This is a genomic window from Zooshikella ganghwensis, from assembly GCF_018263875.1.
GTDB classification, from domain to species: Bacteria; Pseudomonadota; Gammaproteobacteria; order Pseudomonadales; family Zooshikellaceae; genus Zooshikella; species Zooshikella ganghwensis.
Genome location: NZ_JAEVHG010000003.1, coordinates 212,977 through 237,878, shown reverse-complemented (window position 1 = coordinate 237,878; position 24,902 = coordinate 212,977). Strand labels below are relative to the sequence as shown.

Annotated in this window: 21 protein-coding genes; 9 read left to right on the top strand and 12 right to left on the bottom strand. The window is 40.1% G+C overall.

Annotation, left to right across the window (positions count from 1 at the left end):
- Nucleotides 1-895: 895 nt before the first annotated feature.
- The 5 genes from KHS79_RS07040 to KHS79_RS07020 form a co-directional block, all read right to left on the bottom strand.
- Entirely contained in the window at nucleotides 896-1,537 is a 642-nt protein-coding gene (locus tag KHS79_RS07040; RefSeq protein ID WP_212717851.1) for a hypothetical protein, read from the bottom strand.
- Between the two features lie 1,274 nt (nucleotides 1,538-2,811).
- Nucleotides 2,812-3,000, bottom strand: coding sequence for a hypothetical protein (locus tag KHS79_RS07035; protein WP_212717850.1), 189 nt, complete (start codon nucleotides 2,998-3,000; stop codon nucleotides 2,812-2,814).
- The gene (locus tag KHS79_RS07030) at nucleotides 2,987-4,258 is read right to left on the bottom strand and encodes an MFS transporter (protein ID WP_212717849.1); all 1,272 of its coding nucleotides are present in this window, start codon (nucleotides 4,256-4,258) and stop codon (nucleotides 2,987-2,989) included. Before KHS79_RS07030 ends, KHS79_RS07035 begins: the two co-directional genes overlap by 14 nt.
- 94 nt (nucleotides 4,259-4,352) lie before the next feature.
- A complete protein-coding gene (locus KHS79_RS07025; RefSeq protein ID WP_212717848.1) occupies nucleotides 4,353-5,177 on the bottom strand; it encodes an alpha/beta fold hydrolase in 825 nt (274 codons plus the stop codon).
- A gap of 420 nt (nucleotides 5,178-5,597) precedes the next feature.
- Entirely contained in the window at nucleotides 5,598-6,593 is a 996-nt protein-coding gene (locus tag KHS79_RS07020) for a LysR family transcriptional regulator (protein ID WP_212717847.1), read from the bottom strand.
- A 298-nt stretch (nucleotides 6,594-6,891) separates the two neighbouring features.
- On the opposite strand from KHS79_RS07020, the gene KHS79_RS07015 reads away from it, so the two are divergent.
- The 5 genes from KHS79_RS07015 (at nucleotide 6,892) to KHS79_RS06995 (ending at nucleotide 11,788) form a co-directional block, all read left to right on the top strand.
- Nucleotides 6,892-7,374 (top strand): GNAT family N-acetyltransferase, encoded by a 483-nt coding sequence (locus KHS79_RS07015; protein ID WP_212717846.1) that lies wholly within the window; start codon nucleotides 6,892-6,894, stop codon nucleotides 7,372-7,374.
- On the top strand, nucleotides 7,350-8,456 hold the full coding sequence (locus KHS79_RS07010; RefSeq protein WP_212717845.1) for a substrate-binding periplasmic protein: 1,107 nt from the start codon (nucleotides 7,350-7,352) through the stop codon (nucleotides 8,454-8,456). The genes KHS79_RS07015 and KHS79_RS07010 overlap by 25 nt, the downstream gene beginning before the upstream one ends.
- Before the next feature lie 330 nt (nucleotides 8,457-8,786).
- Nucleotides 8,787-10,397 carry a methyl-accepting chemotaxis protein gene (locus KHS79_RS07005; RefSeq protein ID WP_212717844.1) on the top strand — a complete coding sequence of 537 codons (1,611 nt, stop codon included), beginning with the start codon at nucleotides 8,787-8,789 and terminating at the stop codon, nucleotides 10,395-10,397.
- Nucleotides 10,394-11,185, top strand: coding sequence for a substrate-binding periplasmic protein (locus tag KHS79_RS07000; RefSeq protein WP_212717843.1), 792 nt, complete (start codon nucleotides 10,394-10,396; stop codon nucleotides 11,183-11,185). The genes KHS79_RS07005 and KHS79_RS07000 overlap by 4 nt, the downstream gene beginning before the upstream one ends.
- 153 nt (nucleotides 11,186-11,338) lie before the next feature.
- Complete coding sequence (locus KHS79_RS06995) at nucleotides 11,339-11,788, top strand: hypothetical protein (RefSeq protein WP_212717841.1); 450 nt, start codon at nucleotides 11,339-11,341, stop codon at nucleotides 11,786-11,788.
- An 86-nt stretch (nucleotides 11,789-11,874) separates the two neighbouring features.
- Here the strand turns inward: KHS79_RS06995 and KHS79_RS06990 are convergent, their stop codons facing one another.
- The 3 genes from KHS79_RS06990 to KHS79_RS06980 all read right to left on the bottom strand — a co-directional run bounded on the left by KHS79_RS06990 (nucleotide 11,875) and on the right by KHS79_RS06980 (nucleotide 14,505).
- The gene (locus KHS79_RS06990) at nucleotides 11,875-12,294 is read right to left on the bottom strand and encodes a tail fiber domain-containing protein (protein ID WP_212717839.1); all 420 of its coding nucleotides are present in this window, start codon (nucleotides 12,292-12,294) and stop codon (nucleotides 11,875-11,877) included.
- Nucleotides 12,295-12,335: 41 nt separating this feature from the next.
- A complete protein-coding gene (locus KHS79_RS06985; RefSeq protein WP_212717838.1) occupies nucleotides 12,336-12,776 on the bottom strand; it encodes a tail fiber domain-containing protein in 441 nt (146 codons plus the stop codon).
- Nucleotides 12,777-12,975: 199 nt separating this feature from the next.
- Nucleotides 12,976-14,505 (bottom strand): alkaline phosphatase, encoded by a 1,530-nt coding sequence (locus KHS79_RS06980; protein WP_212717836.1) that lies wholly within the window; start codon nucleotides 14,503-14,505, stop codon nucleotides 12,976-12,978.
- Between the two features lie 297 nt (nucleotides 14,506-14,802).
- Here KHS79_RS06980 and KHS79_RS06975 point away from each other — a divergent pair, with 297 nt between their 5' ends.
- Both KHS79_RS06975 and KHS79_RS06970 read left to right on the top strand, forming a co-directional pair.
- A complete protein-coding gene (locus KHS79_RS06975; RefSeq protein ID WP_212717834.1) occupies nucleotides 14,803-15,825 on the top strand; it encodes an efflux RND transporter periplasmic adaptor subunit in 1,023 nt (340 codons plus the stop codon).
- Nucleotides 15,826-15,832: 7 nt separating this feature from the next.
- Nucleotides 15,833-18,934: an efflux RND transporter permease subunit gene (locus KHS79_RS06970; protein WP_212718120.1), complete on the top strand. Its 3,102-nt coding sequence runs from the start codon at nucleotides 15,833-15,835 to the stop codon at nucleotides 18,932-18,934.
- Here KHS79_RS06970 and KHS79_RS06965 read toward each other — a convergent pair.
- On the bottom strand, nucleotides 18,931-19,818 hold the full coding sequence (locus tag KHS79_RS06965) for a mechanosensitive ion channel family protein (protein WP_212717832.1): 888 nt from the start codon (nucleotides 19,816-19,818) through the stop codon (nucleotides 18,931-18,933). The two genes, KHS79_RS06970 and KHS79_RS06965, sit on opposite strands and share 4 nt — an antisense overlap.
- A gap of 348 nt (nucleotides 19,819-20,166) precedes the next feature.
- On the opposite strand from KHS79_RS06965, the gene KHS79_RS06960 reads away from it, so the two are divergent.
- A complete protein-coding gene (locus KHS79_RS06960; protein ID WP_212717830.1) occupies nucleotides 20,167-21,000 on the top strand; it encodes an SGNH/GDSL hydrolase family protein in 834 nt (277 codons plus the stop codon).
- A gap of 199 nt (nucleotides 21,001-21,199) precedes the next feature.
- On the opposite strand, the gene mgtE is transcribed toward KHS79_RS06960, so the two are convergent.
- The 3 genes from mgtE to KHS79_RS06945 are packed head-to-tail and all read right to left on the bottom strand — an operon-like array spanning nucleotide 21,200 to nucleotide 24,228.
- On the bottom strand, nucleotides 21,200-22,531 hold the full coding sequence (gene mgtE / locus KHS79_RS06955) for a magnesium transporter (RefSeq protein WP_212717828.1): 1,332 nt from the start codon (nucleotides 22,529-22,531) through the stop codon (nucleotides 21,200-21,202).
- A complete protein-coding gene (locus KHS79_RS06950; protein ID WP_212717826.1) occupies nucleotides 22,518-23,372 on the bottom strand; it encodes a magnesium transporter MgtE N-terminal domain-containing protein in 855 nt (284 codons plus the stop codon). Before KHS79_RS06950 ends, mgtE begins: the two co-directional genes overlap by 14 nt.
- Nucleotides 23,362-24,228, bottom strand: a complete 867-nt coding sequence (locus KHS79_RS06945) for a mechanosensitive ion channel family protein (protein WP_212717824.1) — start codon at nucleotides 24,226-24,228, stop codon at nucleotides 23,362-23,364. The genes KHS79_RS06950 and KHS79_RS06945 overlap by 11 nt, the downstream gene beginning before the upstream one ends.
- 363 nt (nucleotides 24,229-24,591) lie before the next feature.
- Here KHS79_RS06945 and KHS79_RS06940 point away from each other — a divergent pair, with 363 nt between their 5' ends.
- Entirely contained in the window at nucleotides 24,592-24,879 is a 288-nt protein-coding gene (locus KHS79_RS06940) for a hypothetical protein (RefSeq protein WP_212717823.1), read from the top strand.
- Nucleotides 24,880-24,902 lie beyond the last annotated feature (23 nt).

The following is a 24,902-nucleotide window of genomic DNA, read 5'->3' as shown; positions in this document are numbered from 1 at the left end:
ATCGAAATAACCATTCATACCTTTTAAATTTGAATGTAAAGGTTAGTGAAATATTTTATGATGAAATTTTTAACTGGTTTGTTATTCTAAAAAATACTACTTTATGGGTAGTAGATACCAGTGAGGCGCAGTTATGACAGGGAAACAAGCTTTGAAAGAGTCGTTTAAAGAACTCTTGACCAGTAAAGCATTCTGGGGTTTTGGTCTCTTATGGTGCTCTTTAATGGTTTTAACTCATGAGCTGTTGCATGCTATCTCCCCTTAAGTGAGTTAAAACGTATTACATTGATGAGCGCCCCCTTTTTTCAAACCCGAGTATTATTTGCAATAAATATTTAACTTGATCGTCATATAAATAATACCTCTTTTGGGGTATATTATTTTACGCAAAAGTGAATGCGCAATAAACATTTGTATATGTTGGTATCTGAATATAACTAGAAATTAGCCGCAAGGTCTCCTATGAAATAGTGCTCTTTAACAGTCTTAGCTCATGAAATATTACTTCCCTGATATGAATTGAGTCTTGATTGGGCCATATTAAAGAGCACACTCTTTTTCCCTTCACTACATCAAAATCAGGGTAAGTATTATGCAGTCTAAACTTTTACCTCATGATTAAAAACGAGGTGGTCATACTAGGGCCTGTTAACACTATTTGAATCATCACTGCCGTAGACTATTTTTTCGCCTAGCAAAGCACAAGGAATGCGGTGTAGTTATTCTGCATAAATGACTACACCGCTAGGTGGAAAAATAATCACGGCCCGACGGGTTATGATGGTAAAAGCACTACTCGTTGTTGCTCATTGTTCATTTAGAACAACTAAACTTCGCGCCTAGATTAGTGCATTATGGACGTTATTGTTCCATGTTCACTATATTGATTCAATAATCAATTATCTAAATATACATAGCATTTATCATCCTCATAAAAATCTGTAGCCGGATTCAAATACTCTATTTCACAGTAATTTTTATACCGATATCTTTCCGCTTTTATTTTTTCTGAACCAATCTCTATCTCAATAATATCGCTCACATAGTATTTTCCCTTTTTGTTGTTACCATGAACTTTTACCTTTTTAGTGCCTAACTCCGTTACTGTATAATTATAACCAGCTTCTGTTGTTTCAAGCTTCTTAGGTTTTTCAAGATTGTTAATAGTATTGATATCGAGGATGATTGGATTTGTAATAATAAACTTCTTATCCAGTCCGTTCGTAGACTTACCATCATAAATAAGCAATTCCTTCAAATTAATTGTAAATTCCTGTTTATAAGGTATAAGTTTGCAATCTTTATCAGGATTACGAGATAAGTATACCAGATTTGGACTGGAAGCTTTTTCTAGCACATTCACTTCAAGCGCACTAGTACAGCTTAAATTAGCATAACTTGTAAAACTTCCATTTCTATCTAATGTAAATCCACCGTATAAATTAATTGGTTCAGGAGTTAGGTCTTGTACAGCGAATACGTTAATAGATACTGACAGGCCAACCGCCAGGCCAGAGAGTAATTTAGTATAACTCATAGATACTCCAAATGTGATAACAGCTTGATCAATGAATACTAAATTAACTATTTTTGATCGCAATATTTTTTATTATTTATTAACAAAGTTTAATGATGGGAAGTTAAAAATAATTAATAAAAAGCATGTTCGAAACATGCTTAACGTGTTTCAACTTCTTTATTGAGTGCTGCCGCCGTATTCTGATATACCTGTTTCTACCACTTACATGACATGATCATTACCAACATCCGATATCGTGTACATCCCCATGGATCTGACTATGGATGTTCACATGCCCATGCACCGGAAGAGAATGAGTCAATTTGGCAAACGTTAACCGTCATTCTATCTTGTTATACCTTGTCAAATCATGGCCCAGGAAATATCGTTAGAACCTGATCAAAGCTTGTTTGATATACGATGCTTGATTTGTTTGTTGCAGCGCACGCATTATTGCCTAGATATCCTAAGTCATCTATCAAAGTGCTAGTACCCATGATCCTACCGCCTCGTAAAGGTACCTCGTTACAGTTATCTGCGGCTACTATTGAATTACAAAGCTCGGTTATTTTTTCTAATGAAAGGCAATGAGTACTATTAAAAGCACTACTACCACCGTCTACACATGGGTTATTACAATAGCTATTTTGTATATGAGTCCATGTGGATGCACTTATGTTTGAACAATTTATATTAGGACAGGCTGCTTGCGCATTTGATGAAAGTACTGGTAATTGAAAAACTAACGAAAATAATATAATTAACTCTTTAGTTGATACGAGTTTGGTTTTATTCATTATTTTTCCACTCTTAATTGGATTGATAATTAACACTTTAGAGCATAAGCTTAATTATTATTCAGGTGGGCTAATAAAAAAATTACACGCTATTACCAGGACAATCGCATATAAAAAGAGTTTGTGATAATCAGAGATTATACCCTTCACGAATGATTTTTAGGTTTTGTTATCTTCACTCCTTACCCCAATCAACTATTAATATAAGCTCATGGGGCTTCGTCACTCGATGGCCGCACCTAAAAACCATTCGTATTGGGTATATACTCATGCAATATTTGAATTTATTTTTTAATCCCGCAGAAGAAGATCATCCTTGGTCTCTACTGCTCACGGTGCTCCTGGCACCTGCTTTACGAACAAATACAAGTATTGCTAACCCGCTAGGGAAGGATTCACGGCGTGTTCGAAGGGTATTATGTAGATTTTGGGGGCAGGTGCTTTAAAGGAAAATTAATAGAGGTGTCCTTGTAACAAAATTAGCGTTAATAGGCCCTAGGCTGCATTTTTTATCGTCTTGTTAGCATTCATTTTCTTATGATTGTTTCTTAAAAAAACAAATTTAAAGTCTCGATAAAATGAATCGATCTTATCGCTAAGCTCAAGCATTAAAAAAACAGAGAATGAATCAACCTTATCTGGGTAAAGCATGGCTTTATAATTAAGTGGCTCAACTTCGGTCATCCACTTTCCAAAGCAAGAGTCCTCCCCCTACAAGCAAGATAATTAACGAGAGCATGGAGTAGCGCACATCACCGAACCAGGTACCAAACAGGCCGAACAATGGTGGACCGATTAAAGCGGCGAACTTTCCGAGCAGGTTATAGAATCCAAAGAATTCACCTGCTGAACTGGCTGGAATCAGGCGAGCGTAGAACGAGCGGCTGAGTGCCTGCACTCCACCTTGTACTAGCCCTACCATTACCGCTATGACATAAAACTCCCACGGTTGGCGAATGAATGCTCCCCAGATGCAGATAGCTATGTACACTAACAGGCCCAGGTAGATACCGCGCTTTGGTCCAAGGCGTTCACCCAGATACCCAAACGCGATTGCAGCTGGAAAGCCCACGAACTGGACAATGAGTAAGGCTATTATGAGGTCTTGGCGTTCAAATCCGAGTGAGCGACCATAGGCTACTGCCATCCGAATCACAGTATCCACTGCATCAATGTACAGCCAGTAAGCGAATAGAAACATCCATACTGGTTTGAGTTGGCGAATGTGCTGGATTGTTCGTGCTACTTGTCGGAACCCATACGTCCAGGTACTTCCTTCATTTTTATACTTGGCAGCGGGTTCATCTACAAACAGGAACAAAGGTATTGCGAATACCGTCCACCAAATGGCAGTCACCAGGAAAGCTGTCGTTGCAGCTTCTGTAGATGTTTTCAAACCGACCAGTTCTGGGTTGAGTGCAGCGATAACACAGCCTAGGTATAACAGACCACCGCCTAAATAACCAAGCCCAAAACCCAGGCCAGAGACTATGTGCCAGCGGCTCGCAGGTGCCACCGACACGAGTAATGCGTCATAGAAAACATTAGCACCCATAAAGCCAACACTGGCACAAATAAACATAAACAAGGCGGGCATCCAGTTTCCAGCCTCAATACCTGATAGTAGAGCTGTGCCAATAACGCCAAGCAGTAGTGAGCCGAAAAGGAAGCGTTTCTTTGTACCAGAACGATCAGCCACCGCGCCAAGAATGGGGGCACTCATTGCAATGATCACGCTGGCGATGCTGTTGCCCCAACCTAGACGCAGATTAGACTCTGCAGGTCCAGTGTCACTGCTCCAGAAATCCTGAAATAATAGCGGAAAGAAGCCAGCGAGCACGACAGTCGCAAATCCAGAGTTAGCCCAGTCATAAAAAGCCCAACTCCATACAGCCCGTTTTGAGTGCCCTTCACTTTTTGTTGGGATGTTATTTGCGTCCATGCAAAACCTTTTTCGTCGCTGCAGTTAACGTATCTAGATATACCTTTTCCACTACATTTTTATAATAGATAGGAGACAAGTGCTAAAAAATTTTTTATTTGTCTGTGTTTATAGCCTGAGATAAAAACTGGCTAAGTAGCTTATTGACCTGTATGGGTTGCTCTAAATTACATATGTGTCCCGCATGACTAATGACTTCTAATTGGGCTTGGGAAATGATCTCTGCCATTTGCTTTGCTTCATGGGGAGGCCTGGCATTATCTTCTGCACCTACAACGATGAGTGTTGGCATACGTATCTGGTTTAGCTGGCTCAACAAAGAGCTGCGAGAAAATATTCCACGACCAATGCCTACTACTCCTGGAATCCGTTCTGCAGGAAGAGCCGTTAAGTCCTTTTTAAACTGACTTACGAGCGCTGAATTTTTTTGAATTGTATTGATGGCAAAAAATAAGGGGATAATTGATTCTTGCATAGGTGGTGGAATTGCGCCTATTTGCTCAACGATATCGAGCATTCCAAAATAGCGGGTATGCGTTTCTTCCGGCTCTTCTCCTACAAATGTATCCATCATCACTAAAGCGACAACAGCCTCAGGATGACTAAGAGCCAATTGGCAACCCCACATGCCTCCAACAGATAGGCCCACAATCGCAAAGTGCTCTAGGCCCAGGGCTTTAGTGAGTAACCAATAATCTTCAGCCATTTGAGCAATGGTGTAAGGTGAGTTTGCTGGTGAGTCTGACAAACCATGACTCCATAGATCAGGGACTATGCAGCGGTAGCTTTTTGACAGCTCTTCAATTTGTGGTTTCCACATGTTTGAATCCCACAAAAAGCTGTGTCCAAATAATATGGGAAATCCTGTACCATGATCTTGGTAGTGTATTTGTCGGCTTTTAATCGTGACGTATGGCAAAACTCAGCTCCTTACATCAGTTGTTGAATAGTTAAAAAGGCTTCTAATAAACCAGGTTGACAAATGCTTTGAATAGCTAAATATAAATGATGAGCAGGCATTGGTCTGTATAACATGTAAAGCAAATAATGACTAATCTTTTTTTAATATCACACTCATTTTAGTATTTGCAGTCAATAAAATATTCAGACATCAGTTATGGGTGGTATCAAATAGAAATCTGTAACGTTTTGCCTACATCTGGATTTGTAGGCTAACTCAGAGTATAAGTAAAACATAGAAAGTAATAATAATTTAATTAAAGATTGTTAATAAAGGAAAAATTGGCTCTATATGCAGTGGTCATGGCTCAATACCCTTACTACCACGCTGTTACTGTACGACATGTACTAATATATTAAAGAATAATGCTGTGACCGTTTATATTTTATCTATAGCTTGTTGACTGATTTTAACAATAAAATCAATTACTGCACGAATAGCAGGCAAGTGACGGTTATCTTTATGGCTTGCGATCCAGAGTGTTGCCTCTCGGTGGGGGGGTAACATGATCATTTGTAGGTCAGGAATCTGTCGGCCAAATATCTCTTGTATGCTGAGTATACCCAAGCCATTGCAGCAAGCATCGATCAGCATATCAATATGATTGCTTCGTAAAACTACATTATTATTTTTTAGATCACGTTGTTGTTGTGGGGTATAGAGATATGTTTTGTGCTCAAATTTCAGTAACTGGTGTCCGTTCAGTTGCTGCTGCTCGTTGACTGGATACTGTTGCAGATAGCTGGAGCTTGCAAAATAGCGGTATTTAAAGGTGAGTAATCGGCGTTGGACAAGATCCTGTTGCTTAGAGTTTACATAGCGCAGTGCTATATCTGCTTCCATATGGGAGAGACTCACAACTCTATCGTCAGCAAGTAGCTCTAGTTCAATATGAGGAAAACATTGTCGAAACTCAGTTAACTTGGGGGCAATCATATACCTCAGCACCATTTCCGTTGAGCTAACAATAACCTTTCCACTGAGTTCATTGCGCTGGCTATTGGCCTGGGCACGGGCAATTTCTAAGGCGTGATACTCCATTTTCCTGGCTTGCTCGATCAAAAGTTCAGCCTCATGGGTGAAACTGTAACCGTAGCGCTGACGATGGAGTAATGGTTTGCCATACTGCTGCTCTAGTTGGCGCAGACGGCGGGATATGGTGGTCTGATTGATAGCTAAACGTGTAGCTGCAGCAGATTGGCTACCAGTATCCGCGACCGCGAGTAATATCCGAAGATCATCCCAGTTTAAGTTATGCATATTTGCAGTTTGAACCTGCTTTAATTCGTCTAGTAATGCGTTACTGCATACAATAAACTGCTGACAGCCATTGAGCAAGCGCGCCTGTTTCTGAGTACATAAGCATTTTTTCAATCAGGAGAAGTTCCATGCTTAAACGTTTGTGGAAATGGTTGACTCGTCCGCGTATGCAGGAATGGGATAAACTAGATGATCGGACGCAACAAGACTGCTGGCATGATGAATGAAAGCTATAAAAGAAAGGTGTAGTTTTTTATATTCAGCTTAGTGCTAAAAAAACTCACCTATTGAATTTGACGAGTTATTTTATAAATCACAAAGAAAATATAAGGCTTTCATTGTATAAAGCCATATATGTTATTAAGCATAATCATGCTTTAAACGAAAAAATGTGAGCCTTGGAGTATAGTTGATGTGCATAAGAAAAATCATTGAGAGTGATTGGGACTCAATTGAACAGATTCAAGCGCAGTCTTATTATGAAGTCGAACCTGAAGATATTAGTGTTTTAAAAAGTAAGTGGGTCGTATCACCATGTACCTGTAAAGTTTTTGCATATGATGGTTGTGTTCTTGGCTATTTGTTAGCCCATCCTTGGGCAAAAAAAGCTCCGCCGAAGCTCCATGAAAAAATTACTGTCTCAGAAAAAGCATGTTCACGACTTTACCTACACGACTTAGCGGTTGATCAGCATTCAAGAGGTAATGGTGTTGCGCATAGGTTAGTAGAGGATTTATTAGAAACTGCATTAGCTGCAAATGTTCAGGAAATAATGTTAGTTTCGGTGCAACTTACTACGCCATTTTGGTCAAGGTATGGATTTAAAAAAGATAATAATGTAGCTATTTGCCAAAGCTATGGTCCCAGTGGATGTTTAATGAGAAAAGAAATGTAATCGATAAGGAATTAAAAAATGTTCTTTTCATAGTGCTGCATTATTGTTTTAAGCGCTCAAATTGTCCATCAGCCAAAAATATTATTAAAGGATTACTAAACAAAGTAGCGTTTCCCCTACCCCGCTTCCTCTATCGCTTTCCTTATCTACTTCAGCTATCCTTTTTAAAACTTTACTGTGAAAGTACATCAGAAAATGGTATGAGTTTAAGCCTTCGAAAAAGTATTAAAAGTTTATTTCTAATTTCTTGGATGCTGGTATCTTTTCCAGTTGAGTCGATTCAACCAGTAGAAATTTATACTTACGATATTCTGCCTCCTTATGCTTATCGTAACGATAAAGGAGAGTTAACGGGTATTTATATTGAAATCACAAGAACGGCTATCTCAAGGATGAAAGATTATAGTTTAGTTTTTCGAGTGGTTCCCTGGAGTCGAGCAAAATCCCTGGTCAAACAAGGAAAAGCATTTGCTATACTGCCTCCCTATTTTCATGCTCATGACTGGCTTACAGATACTGAACCAAAACGACCATATATTTGGCCTTACTCTCAGCCGCTTTATACCCAACTTGATGTCGTTATCTGTAATAAGCGTGTACTTAATAAAGACAGACGTGTGTGGCCAGACGATTTTCAGGGTTTAGGTTTTGTTATGTTTAGAGGCGATGGTCGAGCAGGAGAACGCTTCCTCGAACAAGCTGAAGAGAATAAAATCAGTTTGAATTGGGTAAATTCGATTGAGGATACAGTTAAAGCCTTATTACTTGAACGAACAGATTGTACTGTTACCTCTAGGCTTCCATTTGCTTGGTATATGGCTAAAACCATGGAGCAGGCTGATTTTCAAAAGCATAAAAATAATCGTTTAAAGCTAAAAGAGGTACTGCAAATATCTAAAAATACTGGACACTTAGGTTATACCGATATTGATGATGAGAAAAATTTTCCCTATAAAAAAGATTTTGCAATTAAATTTGATATAGAGCTTTACAAGATGAAAAAAAGTGGAGAACTAGATGATATTGTGGCTCAATTTATTGATACTGACTTTATAAAACAACTAATGAAACACAGCCAATAAAATCTACTATCCAGGGCAATCGCATATTACTTCACGTTTAAAAAGCCCTGCTCAGAAAAAGCTTTGCCTATAGTCTGCATATGTTTGGTGCCTATTGGCATACATCAACGTCTAAGAATTGCTCATTTTTAAGGACAGCCCTAATTTTTCTTGAGTGTTCATACAGTAGCTATGAGTTATTAAACTATTATCATTGAGTCACCAAAATGCTACAGATCGATGGTAGTCATTTCACTAAAAATAGATTATGTGTTTTTGAAGAATTATATCAGTAAAACACTGATACACTTAGGGAAAAGCGTCTTGACAATGTGCGGGTGAGGTGTAGTCATGGCCCTAAGTCTGGGTAAAAAAATTGGCTTATTAGTAGCGTTTTTGTTGGTATTACTAGTCATTAAAGATATTGTTGCAGGCTACCAAGAGCGCGACAAACTTTTTTCGCAGCGCCAACATGAGGCGGCAGCACTCACTGAAGTGATTCATTCTACTTTACAGTACTATCATTCCCAGCAAGGTAGTCTAGGGGCGGAAAAAGCTCAATCGATGGCATTGGAAACAATCAATGAGATTCGTTTTAATGACGGTAATTATTTTTGGATCAATGATTTAAATAATAAATTTTTAGCGCACCCCATGTTGCCAGATAAAGTGGGGAAAGACATGACTAACCTCAAGGGACCTGACGGTGTATACCCTATCCGAGAGGCAACGAAGGTTGCAAAAGCAGGTGGAGGGTCATTCTTTTACTATTGGCAAAAGCCTGGTTTTTCAAAAGATGAAGTCTTTCCCAAAATGTCTTATGCACGGCTTTATAAACCCTGGGGATGGGTCATTGGTACAGGTAGCTATGTGGATGATGTTGAAAATGAGTTTTTTGCTTCAACAATGCAACGGCTCTCAGTTAGTTTGGTGCTAATCATTATTGGTATTATAGTAAGCTGGCGTTTAACCAGGCACATCACCAGCCGTATTAAAGCGGTTGAACAAAGTTTAGAACAGGCTGTTGAAGGCAACCTACAGCAAAACTTGCAGGCTGAAGGAAATGATGAAGTTGCGAGCATGACTCGCTCTTTCCAGGCAATGATAGGCGCGGTTCGAAGTTTAGTCGATTCTTTAAAAAAAACCACCTCTACCTTACAAGAGGAAGCGCAATCTATTTTACATACTGCTGAACGGTCAGATATTGCATTTAACCAGCAGAATTCAGAACTTGACCAGTTAGCGGCAGCTATGAATGAAATGGTTGCCTCTTCGCAAGAGGTGGCCCGTAACGCGCATAGTACTTCTGAATCATCTAATCAAGCACGTCAAGTTGCTGAAGAAGGTGGGCAGGCTGTGCAAAGTAATATGACGGCTATTAGTACCCTTGCCACTGATGTGCAAAAAGCTGTAGACGCTGTAGCAGAAGTTGACAGTGATATGGCTAAAATAGAGGGGTTTGTGGGGCAAATACAAGACATTTCAGAGCAAACTAACCTGTTAGCGTTAAATGCGGCTATTGAAGCGGCGCGAGCAGGTGAACAAGGTCGGGGGTTTGCAGTGGTTGCGGATGAAGTTCGTACATTGGCTCAGCGAACTCAAACCTCGACAAAAGAAATTCAGGATATGATCGCCAGCTTAAAAAGTAGTGTGACTGATGTGGTTAATTTAATGAGTGCTAATAAGACAAGTGCAGACCAAAGTGTAGAACGTGCCGAGGTTGCTGCGAGTACACTAACCAGCATCATAGAGCGCATTCAGGAAATAGATGATATGAACTCTCAAATTGCAGCAGCGGCAGAAGAGCAAACCGCAGTCTTTGATGAAATGAATCGAAGTATAAATAGTATTGCTAAATTAAGTAGTGAAGTCTCTGATAATGTTCAACAATCACTGAAGCAAAGCGATATGATGAAAGATATTTCTGATAATTTTGCAAATATGCTAGTCCATTACAAGTGAAAGAAGTCAGTCTTGCTTTAATTATCCTGATTATTTGCGTTTTTTCTGAAAGAGGAACTGCGGGGGACGCAAAAAAACTCTGTGAGGTTCCATTAATCGTGGGCTGGGAGCATTGGGAGCCCTTTCAGTTTCAGAATGAGCAAGGAACTTATACCGGTTTAGATCTGGATATTTTACAAGCTATATTCGCTTGGACACAGTGTGAGCTGTCGTTTGCGGAGCGTCCTTGGCAACGGTTATTGATTGATATACAAACAGGTTCTGTTGATATTCTACTCGGTGCATCAAAAACAGCTGAACGAATGGATTCCAGCTATTTTTCACAACCCTATCGTAAAGAAAAGATGGCACTGTATATTCGTGCCGAAGAGAAAAATAATTATACGTTTAAAACTTTGGGCGAAATAGTTTACCTACCCTTTACACTTGGTGTCACGCGGGGATATTACTATGGAGAGGAATACGAACAGCTTTTAAAATCAAGAGCTTTTAGAGAACAGCTGGTGATTGTTGCTCGAGACAAACAACTTTATCCTTTGTTACTGCAAGGACGTATCAATGGATTTTTAGCGGAGACCTATTTTGTTGGGTATAATTTTTTAAATAAGGATAATAGTAAAAGAGCAATACGTTATCCCCTGCCCCTTTATGAAAGTGATATTCATGTTATGTTTTCTCGTAAAACAGTGCCTGCTGAACTGGTTACATTGTTTAATCGTCATTTACAAGAGCTTTCAGCTAAGGGGTATTTACAAAAAATAAAATCGAAATATTGTACCGATTGTTAATTTAGTCTTCACTCCTATATTTATCACGAACTATTACGTCCCTCCATATCATAGCTGTACACCCCACCACACACCTCAAGCTATTGTACACTGAACTTGAATATAATTAATTGGTCCTAGGGTTAGACAAAATTGATAATGGGAAACATTATTATGGGTTTAAAGTACAAAATAAATATCGGACTACTGTTTGGTTTGTTTATATTCAGTTTTGCGTCATTTTCTAGCCAAAACCCTGTTAGCCAGCAGCAGCTTGATGCCCAACGAGATGCTAATGCCTACAAAGTGGTTGATGCTATTAATCTAAATAATCCTCAGCTACTATCTGAACTGTTTCCTGCTGCTCATGTGCCAAGTCAAGAAAAACTCGGGAAATTTTTAAATAAAGTCAGAGAACATGTTGGTATGATACAGACAGTCAGGGCTGGCAGAGAAAAGAATTTTAATAAAGCCTCTTTTTGGGCTTTTATTGACAATGGCTTGAGAACTCAAATTGGTCGTCAGTACACAATAGTCAATGCAAATGGACAAAAAACTACAATACAAATGTCTTACCCAAAAGGCAGTGTGCATGTAGGTTTAATTGGGGTTGAGCCACTTTAACAATACTATACTCACAGCGAAGGGTATATTGTAGGTACAGCAAGTGTATTGTTAAAGTGTTGGTGTTCAATGTTTAAGTGTTAAGGTTAATAATATAAGCCTAATTGATGTTTTAGCTGATCATTGTCTTTTTTTAACTCTTTAACTGCCTCAATAAGAACACCAATCAGCCCAGCATAGTTAACTTGTTTAAACTGTGTTTTTTTATCGGTAGTCACCAGCTCGGGAAATACTGTTTCAACTTCCTGAGCGATGACGCCGATGTCCTTACGACTATCATATTTCCACTCAAAGTATTTGCCATTAAGTAGCGTTACTTTACGTATGGCATCGTCAATAGCAGTCTCATTTTGTTTTAGCCTACGGTCGCTAAACCTTAAAAAGTTGGGTTTAATAAGACACTCTGTGTATGCTTCTCCTGTGAGATGGCTGCACATTAGAGGAGAGCCTGCAACTGCTACTGATGAAATCATTAAAAATGCAGTTGTTAAAATGGTTTTTCTCATTGGTGATGTCTTCTTTTGTTTAACCAAGTAATTGTGGCGCTTTAATAGCTCAGGCCAAGTTGTTGTTTTAAGGTCTCATTCTCTTTTTTAAGCTCTTTAACCGCTTCAATGAGAACGCCTATCAGGCCTGCATAGTTAACTTGTTTAAACTGTGTTTTGTTATCAGTAGTCACGAGTTCTGGGAAAACCGTTTCAACTTCTTGAGCGATAACACCAATATCTTTGCGGTTATCTGATTTCCACTCAAAATATTTACCATTTAATTGAGTTATTTTGCTCAAAGCATCTTTGACAACGACTTCGTTTTGCTTTAAGGCACGATCGCTAAAGCGAGGGCGTGGTAAAGAATCCAGATAATCAGCAAGACATTGCATTTGCTTATCTAGATCAACGATATGATTACATTTTTCATCTGCAGAGTCTGTTGCATAAACAGGTAATACAAATAATGAGAGAACTAAACTGCCAACGAGCTTTTTCACTGTTGTTATCCTTATTTGATTTTGGTTAACATGCTCCTATTATTATCCTGATCTGCATCAGTGTTTGTATATTGCTGTTATGCTACGCATTGTGTGTATTTATATAATGCTTTGTTTCAATGGGTAATAGAATCTAACTGTCGTATAAAATTTATTTAAAAGCCAGGCAAATTGCCTGGCTGAACGGTCATATAAATGATTAGCGCGTTTGGTTCAACTGGGCAGCATGGTGCATGACATGAAAAATATAGTTTTGCTCATGTGTACCATGAATCAGGTGGGCCCAGGGGCCTCCGGCATAAATGGCAACATCCTCACCACTGTGGGTTTCAGAAGAGGTTGGAATAAGCGCTTGTTGTTGAAAGTGGTTATGTGTTGTGTCAACGGATGTTAAATCATCACGACTACGATCACCGGCTGCGCCAGGTCCATTCATATAACCGAGTGTAGTGTAAGGCAAGTCGTCATCGGCCAGGGTGTTTTTATTTTTAGGTTGGCCTTTGCTGTCATTACCACGAACTTTCCCTAAAATTGGATTACCACGTGTTGGATAGCCCGCCATGGTGAACACATGACTGTGATCTGCAGTGACGATAACTAAGGTATCTTTTAAGTCCACCATTGACAATGTAGCTTGAATGGCGTCAGCAAAAGCTTGGGTTTCATGTAAGGCACGATATGCATTACCCGCATGATGCCCGTGATCAATACGGCCATTTTCTACCATAAGGAAAAAGCCTTGTGGCCGTTTACGTAAAATCGTTAATGCTTTTTGTGTCATCATTTTCAAGGTTGGCTCACCTTGTGGATCACTGCCCTCTTGATCAATATGAAATGACATATGGCTACGATTAAATAAACCTAACACATGCTGTTTAGTATCATCGAGTTGTGAGAGTTGGTCTTTATTCCAGACAAAAGCACCTTTTCGTGGGTAGCGTTCTAGCCATTCAGTAATCAGGTTACGACCATCTTCACGTTGTCCACGGAGGTTGTGATTGAGCAAATCACGTTCGCCTTCTGGAATAAAGTGTCGCCAACCACCACCAAACGCAACCTCTAAACCATCACCATAGGGAAACGCCAACAGTTGTTGGGCAATGTCTTTACAGCCCTGACGACGTGCTTTTGAAGGCATTTCATCATCACTTTCCCAGCCACGCTCTGTAACATGGGCATATGTTGCGGCTGGGGTCGCATGGGTTAAGCGTGCTGTTGTGACGACACCTGTAGCCATACCTACTTGCTCTGCGTGCTCTAACAATGTTTTTAAGTGATGGCCTTGAGCAGGAGTGCAATCACCTCGGTCAGGAATCTGGTCAACGGATATGTAACCAGCACGGGTTTTTACACCGGTCATCATTGCCGTCATTGTTCCAGCAGAATCAGGGGTTTGCTGGTTGGTATTATAGGTTTTTGCAAGACCAACGTAAGGGAGCTTTTCAAAGCTCAACTGATTTTCTTCACCTGGTTGACCTTTACTTTGTCCATCAAAAATACGGCCGGCAGTTACTGTGCTGACCCCCATCCCATCACCCACAAATAAAATAATATTTTTTGCGCGACGGGTATTAGGCTTGAGCTTAATAGCTTCACGCAGACTTTGTTGGCCTTGAAGATACCACATATCTGGCGACTCAAGCGGTTTGGCGTGGGCTGTGGTGACAAGGGTACTGATGAGTGTACCGGCTAATGCGGCACACCATAGTGAAGTTAGACGGTCAGACATTTTTTTTCCTTCTTTTTGGCTAAAAACGCAGCCAGCATAAGAAGAGAATGTAACAATTAAACGACAGTTACTTGACGGTATTAATTAAAAGAGTTTTGTGTTGAATGAGCCATGTATAAAATAAAAGAATAACGTTGATAAGTTTATATATAACGGCTAGATAACCGATGCATTAAAACCATTTTACATCGTGACATTACATAAAATTGTTGGTGTTATCGTTTTCATTCACTAACTTATAAAAGTAATGGATTATTTTTTAGGGTGCAATCAGACCTTTGCTAAGGATGTCAAACGATGCGTTTTAGCGTTTGGGTTAATAGTATTTTGCTAACCTGGCTGCCACTACTGGTATACGCTGCCCCAAAAACGATTCCTGTTTTTATTACTAACGTCAAACTTGAACCTTTTGCTGAGCAGATTGAAGCATTGGGTACGTTACGGGCCAATGAAGCACTGGTCCTTTCATCTGCCGTAACAGAAACCATTACCGTTATTCACTTTAATGATGGCCAGCGAGTGAAAGCCGGTGACATTTTAGTGGAAATGACCAGTGCAGAAGAACACGCATTATTAGAAGAAGCGCGTTTTACACTTGATGAGGCTGAGCGTCAATTTAAGCGTGTACAGGCTCTGGTGAAGTCAAACCTAGTATCGAAATCGTTGTTAGATCAACGACGTGTGGTTTATGAAACAGCTCAAGCAAAGTTGCAAGCTACCCAGTCTCGTCTGGCCGATCGGCTTATCATTGCACCTTTTTCTGGGGTTGTTGGTTTACGCAATATCAGTGTGGGTTCGCTTGTTGAACCGGGTGACCCCATAACGACTCTCGATGATGACCGGGTGATGAAGCTTGATATTGCTGTACCTGCTTTATTTTTAGATATTTTGCAGCCGGGGTTGCAGATTCAGGCTAGGTCAAGAAGTCTGCTTGAAAAAAATTACAATGGAAAAATAGTCAGTGTTGACTCACGAATTAATCCAGTCACTCGTTCAATTATTGTTCGTGCTTTGCTACCAAATGATACACGACAGTTAAAGCCTGGAATGTTAATGACGGTGCGTTTAAGTGCCCCTGTGCAGCAACAATTAATGTTACCTGAAGAGGCTTTAGTGCAGGAAGGGTTTAACCGGTATGCATTTGTTGTTAAGGCTTTGGAAGAACCTTCTGTGGTAGAGAAACGCAAGCTGGTGACTGGTGCGCGTACACCCGGTGCTATTGTCGTGGAGTCAGGATTGGCTCCAGGGGAATGGGTGGTGACCCATGGAGTAATGCGCCTGAATGATGGCAGTGCCATTTCAATTATTAAACGAGAGTAAAGCTGCCATGCTCCTTTCTGATATCAGTATCAAGCGACCGGTCTTTGCATCAGTGATTTCTTTACTGCTAGTGGCATTTGGTATTATTGCCTTTGAGCGCTTGCCACTTCGAGAATATCCAGATATTGACCCACCTATCGTGTCCGTTGATACCCGTTATCCTGGCGCGGCTGCAGATATTGTAGAAACCCGTATTACTCAGTTAATAGAAGACAGAATTGCAGGATTAGAAGGGATTAATTTCATTGAATCAAATAGCAGTGATGGTCGATCACAAATAAATATCGAATTTAACTTAAACAGAAATATTGATGCTGCTGCGAATGATGTCCGGGACCGAGTATCCCGTATTTTGGATGACCTCCCGCCGGAGGCCGAACTGCCAGATATTGAAAAAGTGGATTCCAATGAAGATGTCATTATGTGGCTTAATCTAACCAGTGACCGTCTTTCTGTGCCTGCACTGACGGATTATGCTGAACGTTATTTAATTGACCGGTTTTCTATTATAAAAGGCGTTGGACGTGTACGTGTGGGAGGAGGACAAAGTGTTGCCATGCGGGTTTGGCTTGATAGAACTCAGCTTGCAGCTCACGACTTAACGGTAAGTGATGTAGAGCAGGCATTACGCGCAGAAAATGTTGAATTACCTGCTGGTAATATCGAGTCAATAAATCAAGAGTTTACAGTACGTTTAAAGCGTGCTTTTTTGACTCCTGATGATTTTAAGCAGTTGGTTGTGGCCCGAGGACCTGATGGCTATTTGGTGCGTTTGGGAGATGTGGCTACTGTCGAAAAAGGTACCATTGATTATCGCACGTCATTTCGTGGCAACGGTGAAAATATGGTCGGTATTGGCATCACTAAACAATCTACCGCGAATACGATTGATGTTGCCCGAGCCGCTACCCAAAAAGCAACACAGCTTAATAAAAGGTTGCCAGAGGGGATGTATATTCACAACAGTTATGATTCATCTGTTTTTATCGAGGCGGCTATTTTAGAAGTATACAAGACGCTGGTGATTGCAATGGGGTTGGTTGTTTTAACCATGTATTTATTTTTAGGCAGCATACGCGCCACACTTATTCCCGCAGTTACGGTACCCATTTCATTAATTGCTACATTTATTATTCTGATGGCCATGGGATTTACCGTTAATTTACTGACGTTACTCGCCCTTGTATTGGCAATAGGGTTAGTGGTGGATGATGCTATTGTGGTACTGGAAAATATTCAGCGACGAATGGATTCACATAATGAAACTGCATTGGTTGCTGCGTTTAAAGGCACACGACAGGTAGGGTTTGCAGTGATTGCGACAACCCTTGTATTATTAGCGGTATTTGCTCCAATTTCTGTTTTAAAAGGTGATATTGGGCGATTATTTTCTGAATTTGCATTAACGATTAGTGCGGCAGTGGTTTTTTCCAGTTTGGTTGCACTTACGCTTTCTCCTGTATTAGCGTCAAAAATATTAAAACCAGTAAACAATACCGGTAGATTGGTTAAATCAGTTGATCACTTTTTTAGTCGGGTTAAGCATCATTATCAGCGTGGATTGGTAATCTGTATTAATAAGCCATACATTGTGATGATGTTTTTTTTAAGTATTGTGGGCATGTCGTTTTTTTTAACAAAGCACATACCCACAGAATATATACCGAAAGAAGATAGAGGTGCTTTTTTTCTATTAGTGAATGGCCCTGAAGGTGCTACTTATGCGTATATGAAAGAATATATGGATGAAATTGAACGTCGTTTGTTACCCTTAGTTGAAAATGGAGAAGTACAACGACTACTGGTTCGTACACCTAGAGACAGCTTTAACTCAGGGTTTGTGATTATTGTGTTAGCTGATTGGGCACAGCGCCGTTCAGCTTGGCAGATTATGGCGGAGGTACGGAAAACAACAACTGATCTTGCGGGGGTGACGATTTATCCGATTATGCGTCAAGGTATTCGAAGTCGAACCGGTAAACCCATTCAGTTTGTTCTGGGAGGGGCTACCTATGATGAACTGGTCAAATGGAGAAATATTTTATTTGAGGAAATTGCGAAGGAAAACCCCGGGCTTATTGGTATTGACAGTGACTTTAAAGAAACCAGCCCTCAGGTTTTTGTGCGAATTGATTATCAGCGAGCTGCGGAGTTAGGTGTTTCTATTCAAAACATTGGGCGCACGTTGGAAACGATGCTGGCTTCGCGAAAAGTGACAAGTTATATTGAAGAAGGTGAAGAATATGATGTGCTGGTTGAGGGTAAACGTGATCAACAAAATACGCCAAATGATTTAACGAATATCTATGTTAGGTCAGAACGTTCCAATGAACTGATTCCATTGTCGAATTTAGTACTTTTAGAAGAATATGCGGGTTCTAAAAAGCTTAATCGCTTTAATCGAACTAGAGCCATTACCATTGATGCTAATTTAGAGGATCATTTGTTATTAGGCGATGCCCTCTTCTACCTCGAACGTTTAGTGCGCGAACATTTACCAGACACAGTAATCATTGACTATAAGGGCCAATCTCAGGATTACCAAAAATCGAGTGGTGCTAGCTACTTTACCTTTGGACTAGGTATTTTGGTGATGTTTTTAGTGCTTGCCGCGCAGTTTGAAAGCTATATTGACCCATTTATTATTACACTGACTGTGCCTTTAGCCATTGCCGGAGGTCTGCTTGGGTTATGGATTACAGGTAATACCCTTAATCTGTACAGCCAGGTAGCACTGGTTATGTTAATTGGACTGGCGGCTAAAAATGGCATTCTTATGGTGGAGTTTGCTAATCAGTTACGAGACAAAGGCGCTTCGGTGAAAGAGGCTATCATTCATGCAGCCCAAGTACGGCTTCGCCCTATCATGATGACCAGTATTACCACAACGGCGGGGGCTATTCCACTAATTATTTCCTTTGGTGCGGGTGCTGAAACACGCCAGGTTATAGGTATTACCTTGTTTTTTGGTATTATGGTAGCGACTTTTTTCACGTTGTTTATAGTGCCTGTGGCGTATAATTTGCTGGCAAGATACACTGGTTCACCTGAGGAAGTCGCTCACCGCTTAGAAAAAGAGCTTAAACTGTCGGAAAATGACAGAATTTAGGTTTTAGCTTCTGTGCCATTCTCCTCAAGTGTGCTTTGTTCTGGTAGATTTTGATTTGCTTTTAAATGTGCTATTTCAGCATACCAGTAACTCATAAAATCTTCGGTTAACTTTTGCTCAATGGTTGCTGCTTCTTTGGTTGCACAAAAAATGCTAACGGTAAATTGATTCTTACCCAAGCTTGTGGTGGTAACTCGAACACTGGCTTCAGGACCAGGTAGCTCAACCCCAAGACGCTTTTCAAGCAGCTTTTCATATTTTTTAGCTAACTCTTCGTGGGGTTCGCAGTATACTTTCGCTTTCGCTAAAATAAACTCTTTTGCGTGATAGACATTGACAGGCTCAGCATCACGAATAATTGAGAAGGAATGAATGACATAGTGACGCATAAAATTGAGGTTATAAACGGGCGATGAAATCAGTTGATTATTAGGAATAACGATGGTTTTTCCTGTGTAAGCATAGCTCATTGATTCAAGGTCAATTTCTAGTAACTTAGTGGTTAACCAGTCACTGCTCACAACTTTTCCGCAATGACTACCCACTTTTATCCAATCGCCGATCGCAAAAGCCCGAGTACTGGTGAGGTAAATTGTGCCTATAAAACATTGAATAAACTCCCGTGTTGCGATAATTAGCGCTACGGTAAATGTAGCAATGGAGAGTGCTACAAACTTTAACTCTGATAGCCAGATGATGATTAATCCAACGGCAACAAGTGTCGTTAAGCCATTTCTAATACCATTAATCCAGCGCCTTGGTAGTTCATCCTCGCCGGACGGCATATTACGAAGATGTTTTACAGCAATCCACCGTATAGCAATAGCCATTATGATCAGCAGGATTGAAACGATAAGCTTATTTTCGGTAATGATTTCATTCATAGTATTATTACATTTGATATTACTGGATAGGTGTATTTTAAACTTACTGCTTACGTTTGTAACTTAAAGACAAAAACTAATTATGATAGGTTGTTTATTGATCACGTAGCTGCTATCGCTAGTTTTAACATATTAAACTTGCCCTACTAAAAACTCTTCGCTATGGGTATATACCCTTCACGAATGATTTCTAGGTTTTGTTATCTTCACTCCTCACCCCAATCACCTATTAATATAGGCTCATGGGGCTTCGTCACTCGATGGCCGCACCTAAAAACCATTCGTATTGGGTATACCTTTAGTGTTTTAATGGTGATGTCTGAAGTAGTGTTATATAAGGAGTAAGAAATGCAGTTATTACTTGAAACCAAGAAACGTGTTATTTCTGTCTTATTATTCTTTGCTTTATTTATTTTGGTGCCAACTATATCCAAGGCAGAAAACTATCAACATTTAGTTGTATTTGGTGATAGCCTTTCTGATAACGGTATTGATGATGGGAACGGTTTTTTACGAAACTCTAATGGTAAGGTATGGCCAGAATATCTTGCTGGGCTAATGGCAGTAAAAACCCTTGATGTTAGAGCTTGGAGTGGTGCTACCTCTGGCAGGGGAAACTATAATACAAATGCCAGTGACTGGTCTGGGCTATTGTGGCAAGTTAAAAACTATCGTCCAACAACACCTTTAAATAAAACACTCGCTATAGTTCAAATTGGTACTAATGATCTACACGACCCAGATAAGAAAATTACTCCAGAACAAGTATCAGCTAATGTTGAAAACGCTTTAAAGCAATTATCAGCAAAGGGGATCAAAAACATAATCGTGTGGAACTTGAACACTACAGTGGTTTCACCGGGTTATACCGATAAGCAGTATGAATGGTATGAATATTATAAAGATAAAAAAGATACAGCCACTGAACAGTATATTAAATTTAATCATCTCATTAAAAACACCGTTAACCAACTTAATAGTCATCAACAATCGACAAATATTTTACTGTTTGACGCCAACGTTGCTTTAACAGAAATCGCTAAAAAGTTCGAGAATACGACGACTCCATGGCGAGATACAAAATACTATCCAAAAGAAAATGGATGGTTTTGGTTTGATCACTGGCATTATATGACTGAAACCCATAAATACATTGCTGATTATTTATTTCAGTTGATATGACGTTACCTCTTTAAAGCATAAATACTAATGATATTTTGATGTGTGGCCTGTAAGAAGAAAAAGATGGGTAACATATGTCGAACTGTTTGCCGCAAGGAAGCGGCAAACAAGCCTTGAGGATAGGATTTCCGAGGGGTGTTATCTAAATTTTGGGCAAAAGCGAATTATATGCAATTGCCCTGCGAAGATAACGCCTTGTTTATAATAACGATGACAGTATGGTGGCAATGCCAAGGAATGACATAAAGCCTGCAATATCAGTAATTGTGGTTAGAATAATGGAAGAGGATTGAGCTGGATCTAGGCCTAGCTTGGTGAGTACTATGGGTACAATAGCGCCTGACATACCAGCCATTACCATTGAAATAACCATTGCGATAGCGATCACTAATGATAGTCCCATGCTACTGCTCCAAAAGTACACACCGATTGCTGTTGTTAAGGCAATGACAATACCGTTTACCACGCCAATATTAATTTCTTTAAATAAAACCCTTGACCAATTTCTAACGGTGATTTCCTTCAAAGCCAGGCCTCGAATGGTTACTGCTTGAGCCTGAGCGCCGGCATTGCCTGATTGGCCTGCGACGACAGGGAGCAGCACGGCAAGTGCTGTAAATTTTGCAATAGTGTCTTCAAAAATAGCGACAACAGCCGCGGCTACAAAGGCAGTAACAAGGTTGATTTCCATCCATGGTAGTCTTTTTTTGATGGCAAAAAAAGCTTTTGATAATGCACGTTCATCTCTACTGACCCCAACCATTGCTTGTATATCTGTTAAGGAGTTATCTTGCAAGGTTCGTAATAATGAGGGATGTTGAATGGCACCTAAAAGTTTGCCATTGATATCAACCACAGGCAGAGTTTCTAATTTAAATTGAGTCAGCTGCTCAGCAACCTCATCAAGAGAATCAAAGGGTGAAATAAGGGCTTTAGGAGGCAAAGCTAATTGTTGAACGGATTCACTCCCCTCACTTAACGCTAATGCGGTAATATCCACTATACCTAATAACTGTTGTGTATTATCAACAACAAAAACCTTTCTGATCGGTTTATGCTTTTGTTGCCGTAATAGCTTAAGCGCATCGTCAGCAGTGCTTTCTGGAAGTAAGCGGATGACACGTGGATCCATCATTTGTCCTGCAGTTCTCTCTGGATAAGCTAATAAGTTTTTTAAGTCGTTAGCATAATCTTCAGGTAAGTTATCAAGACAGCGTTTTTTATCTTCATGAGATAGTCGATTAAGTGTTTGTGCGCAGTCAGGAGAGTCCATTGCTAGCAGCAGGTTTTTTTGGGCACTGTCATTAAGTAAAGGCAGCATTTGATCAGCATAGTGAGGTGGAAAGAAGCTCCATATGCGAATAAGGGAGGAAGCAGGTAATTCACTGAGCAGGTGTGCAGCTTCTTCTGGCGTATAGGATTCTAATACATTAGCAGCTTCTCTGGGGTAATCCTGTAGAAAGCGTTGGCTTAGACGGGTTATAGCGATATTGTCAACTGGTGTATCTGAAGTCTGGCTAACGTCGACCATTTTTCTCTTCCCTATTGCTAAGGTTCCAGGCATCACGAAGTGCTTGCCACACGCCGGTGACACTATCACTGATCAATAACCCTAAACTATTATCCACTTGGGATACTTTGATGGTTTTGTCAGGCATATTTTTCAATTGTTCTATCGCTGCATTTAACGTGCTGTAATTGAGCACACCAATAAATTCACTGTGCCTATTGACGACAGGCATTACGATAGAATGCCCCCAGTCAGCATGTTGTTGGGCCAGGGTGAGCTGCAATCGAGATTGTAATGCTGCTGGTTTGGTAGCCATACAATCACTTAATAACCTGCTCTCTGGAAAACCCATGATATCTGTTGCTGAAATAACCCCCACTAAGCGTCGTCTACGGTCAAGGATAAATAACCGGTGAGGTATATTGCCTTGAAAGGACTTTAACTGTTGTAGAGCATCTGCCACAGTATGGGTGTTTCGTAAAGTCAAAACTTCTGGATTCATCCAAGCACCCACGACGTTTGCAGGGTAAGCCAGCAGGATCTGGATTGCCTGAGCTTTTAATGTTGGAATCTGGTGTAAGATTGTTTTCCTTTTTGATTGTGGTACCCCTTTAAGTAGGGTTGCTGCATTCATGGCGGATAACTGTGTCAGGAGGTGTGCGGCAGTTTGCTGATCCATGGCGTCTAGGCAAGCGATCCCTTTGCCTGTGCTCAGTTGCTCAAAGACCTGGGCTGCTGTAGATATAGGTGCGATAGAAAGTAGTTCAGCCACAGCCGCTTCGGTTACGGATTCTAAGATTTTAGCGGCGGCAGAAGGCTCTTGTTCAAGATAGGTTAATGCCAGCTGCTGTTTACTTTGCATTAGCTGGTTCCTCACTATCACTTTCAGGTACTTGGTCGGCCCCCACACATTTTAGGCAAGGTTCTTCAGTAAAAAACTTTGCAGGTATATGTAGCTCTCCTGAAGTGGTTTCGAGCACGACAGCATGAGGTGTAATTTCTAGAATTTTTCCTTCATGTGAACCAATTTGAATGACTTCACCTGTCTGGTAATGTCGGTGGACATATCGGGCACTAATAAAATTACTGACATGTTTAGGGGTGGCCAAGCCAAACCCTAATGCAAAAGCACCTAAGATGGCCGCTAGTACAACAGTGGCTATATTGACCACAAAAGAAACATCAATACCTACTTGGCTTGCACCAATTAAAATAGCACTACCGGCTAACATTACTTGGGCTATGCGCCCCAATAAGTCACTGTGCCTGAGGCTGGCAGCAAGTGCTGCACTGGTGGCGAGCTCTCTAGCCATTTCTCCAAAAATAAACCCACCAATAATAATGATAATGCCTGCCAGCAATGTGGGCAGGTACACTAAAAAGCCGTCTATCCATTTAGTAAAAATGGCTATACCTAAGACATTGGTAGCCAGCCCAATAAAAATTATGATAGTGATCCAGTACATTAATAAAGGGAAAAAACGACTACTCACAGGTTGTAACTGTTGGATATAAGTGGACCCTGATCCTGAAAGGCGATGTAATAAACGATTTGCATTGTCAATTAAACGGCCACAAACGTCCTTTAAAAATCGCGCAATAAACCAGCCAAAAATCAGCAATAGTAATGCACTAAAAAAACGTACAATAGATTGACTCACTTGAGTGAGAAACTCAGGTGTAATAAATAGCGAAGAAAGCCAAGGTGACGATTCCATTCTAAGTCCTTGCCCATTATGCTTAAAAGAAAATGGTGTTTAAAAAAAGCTGCTACGTAGAAAATATTACCAGTATTAATTAACAAGGTTAAGCATATACCCTTCACGAATCATTTTTAGGGTTTGTTGTCAGCGCTCTTCACCCCAGTCACTTATTAATATAAGCTCCGGGGGCTTCATCGCTTGACGGCCGCCCCTAAAAACCCTTCGTTTTGGGTATAGAGCCTGGTTTCTTGTTAAGTAAAGCAGGTAAAACGTAAATGTTAAAAAAAGGAAATTTAGTTTTAGAGATAAACATAAGCTATTCTTGTAGTATAAATTCCCACAGCGAAGGGTCTATATGCTTTGTAAGGAGATAATTAGATGGCCATCTACTACATTGCTTATGAGTTACATGACGGAGAGCTAGATGACTACTGTTCTATGGATGAAGTTTTACAAAAACTAGGTGCAAAAAAAATAATGCCATTTATGTGGTTTGTTCAGCTTCCTGGTTCACAAGTTAAAATATTTGAAATGATCAAGAAATACTTACCTGATCCAGAGTATGATAAACTACTTGTTATTAAGCCTAGAGAAGTCTGTAAAACTAAAACGCTCAGTTTTATTCCTGGTACAAAAGCCTTAGCTATAGAGACACCCGTGACTTAAAAAAACTGTAAAAGTCATTGTTA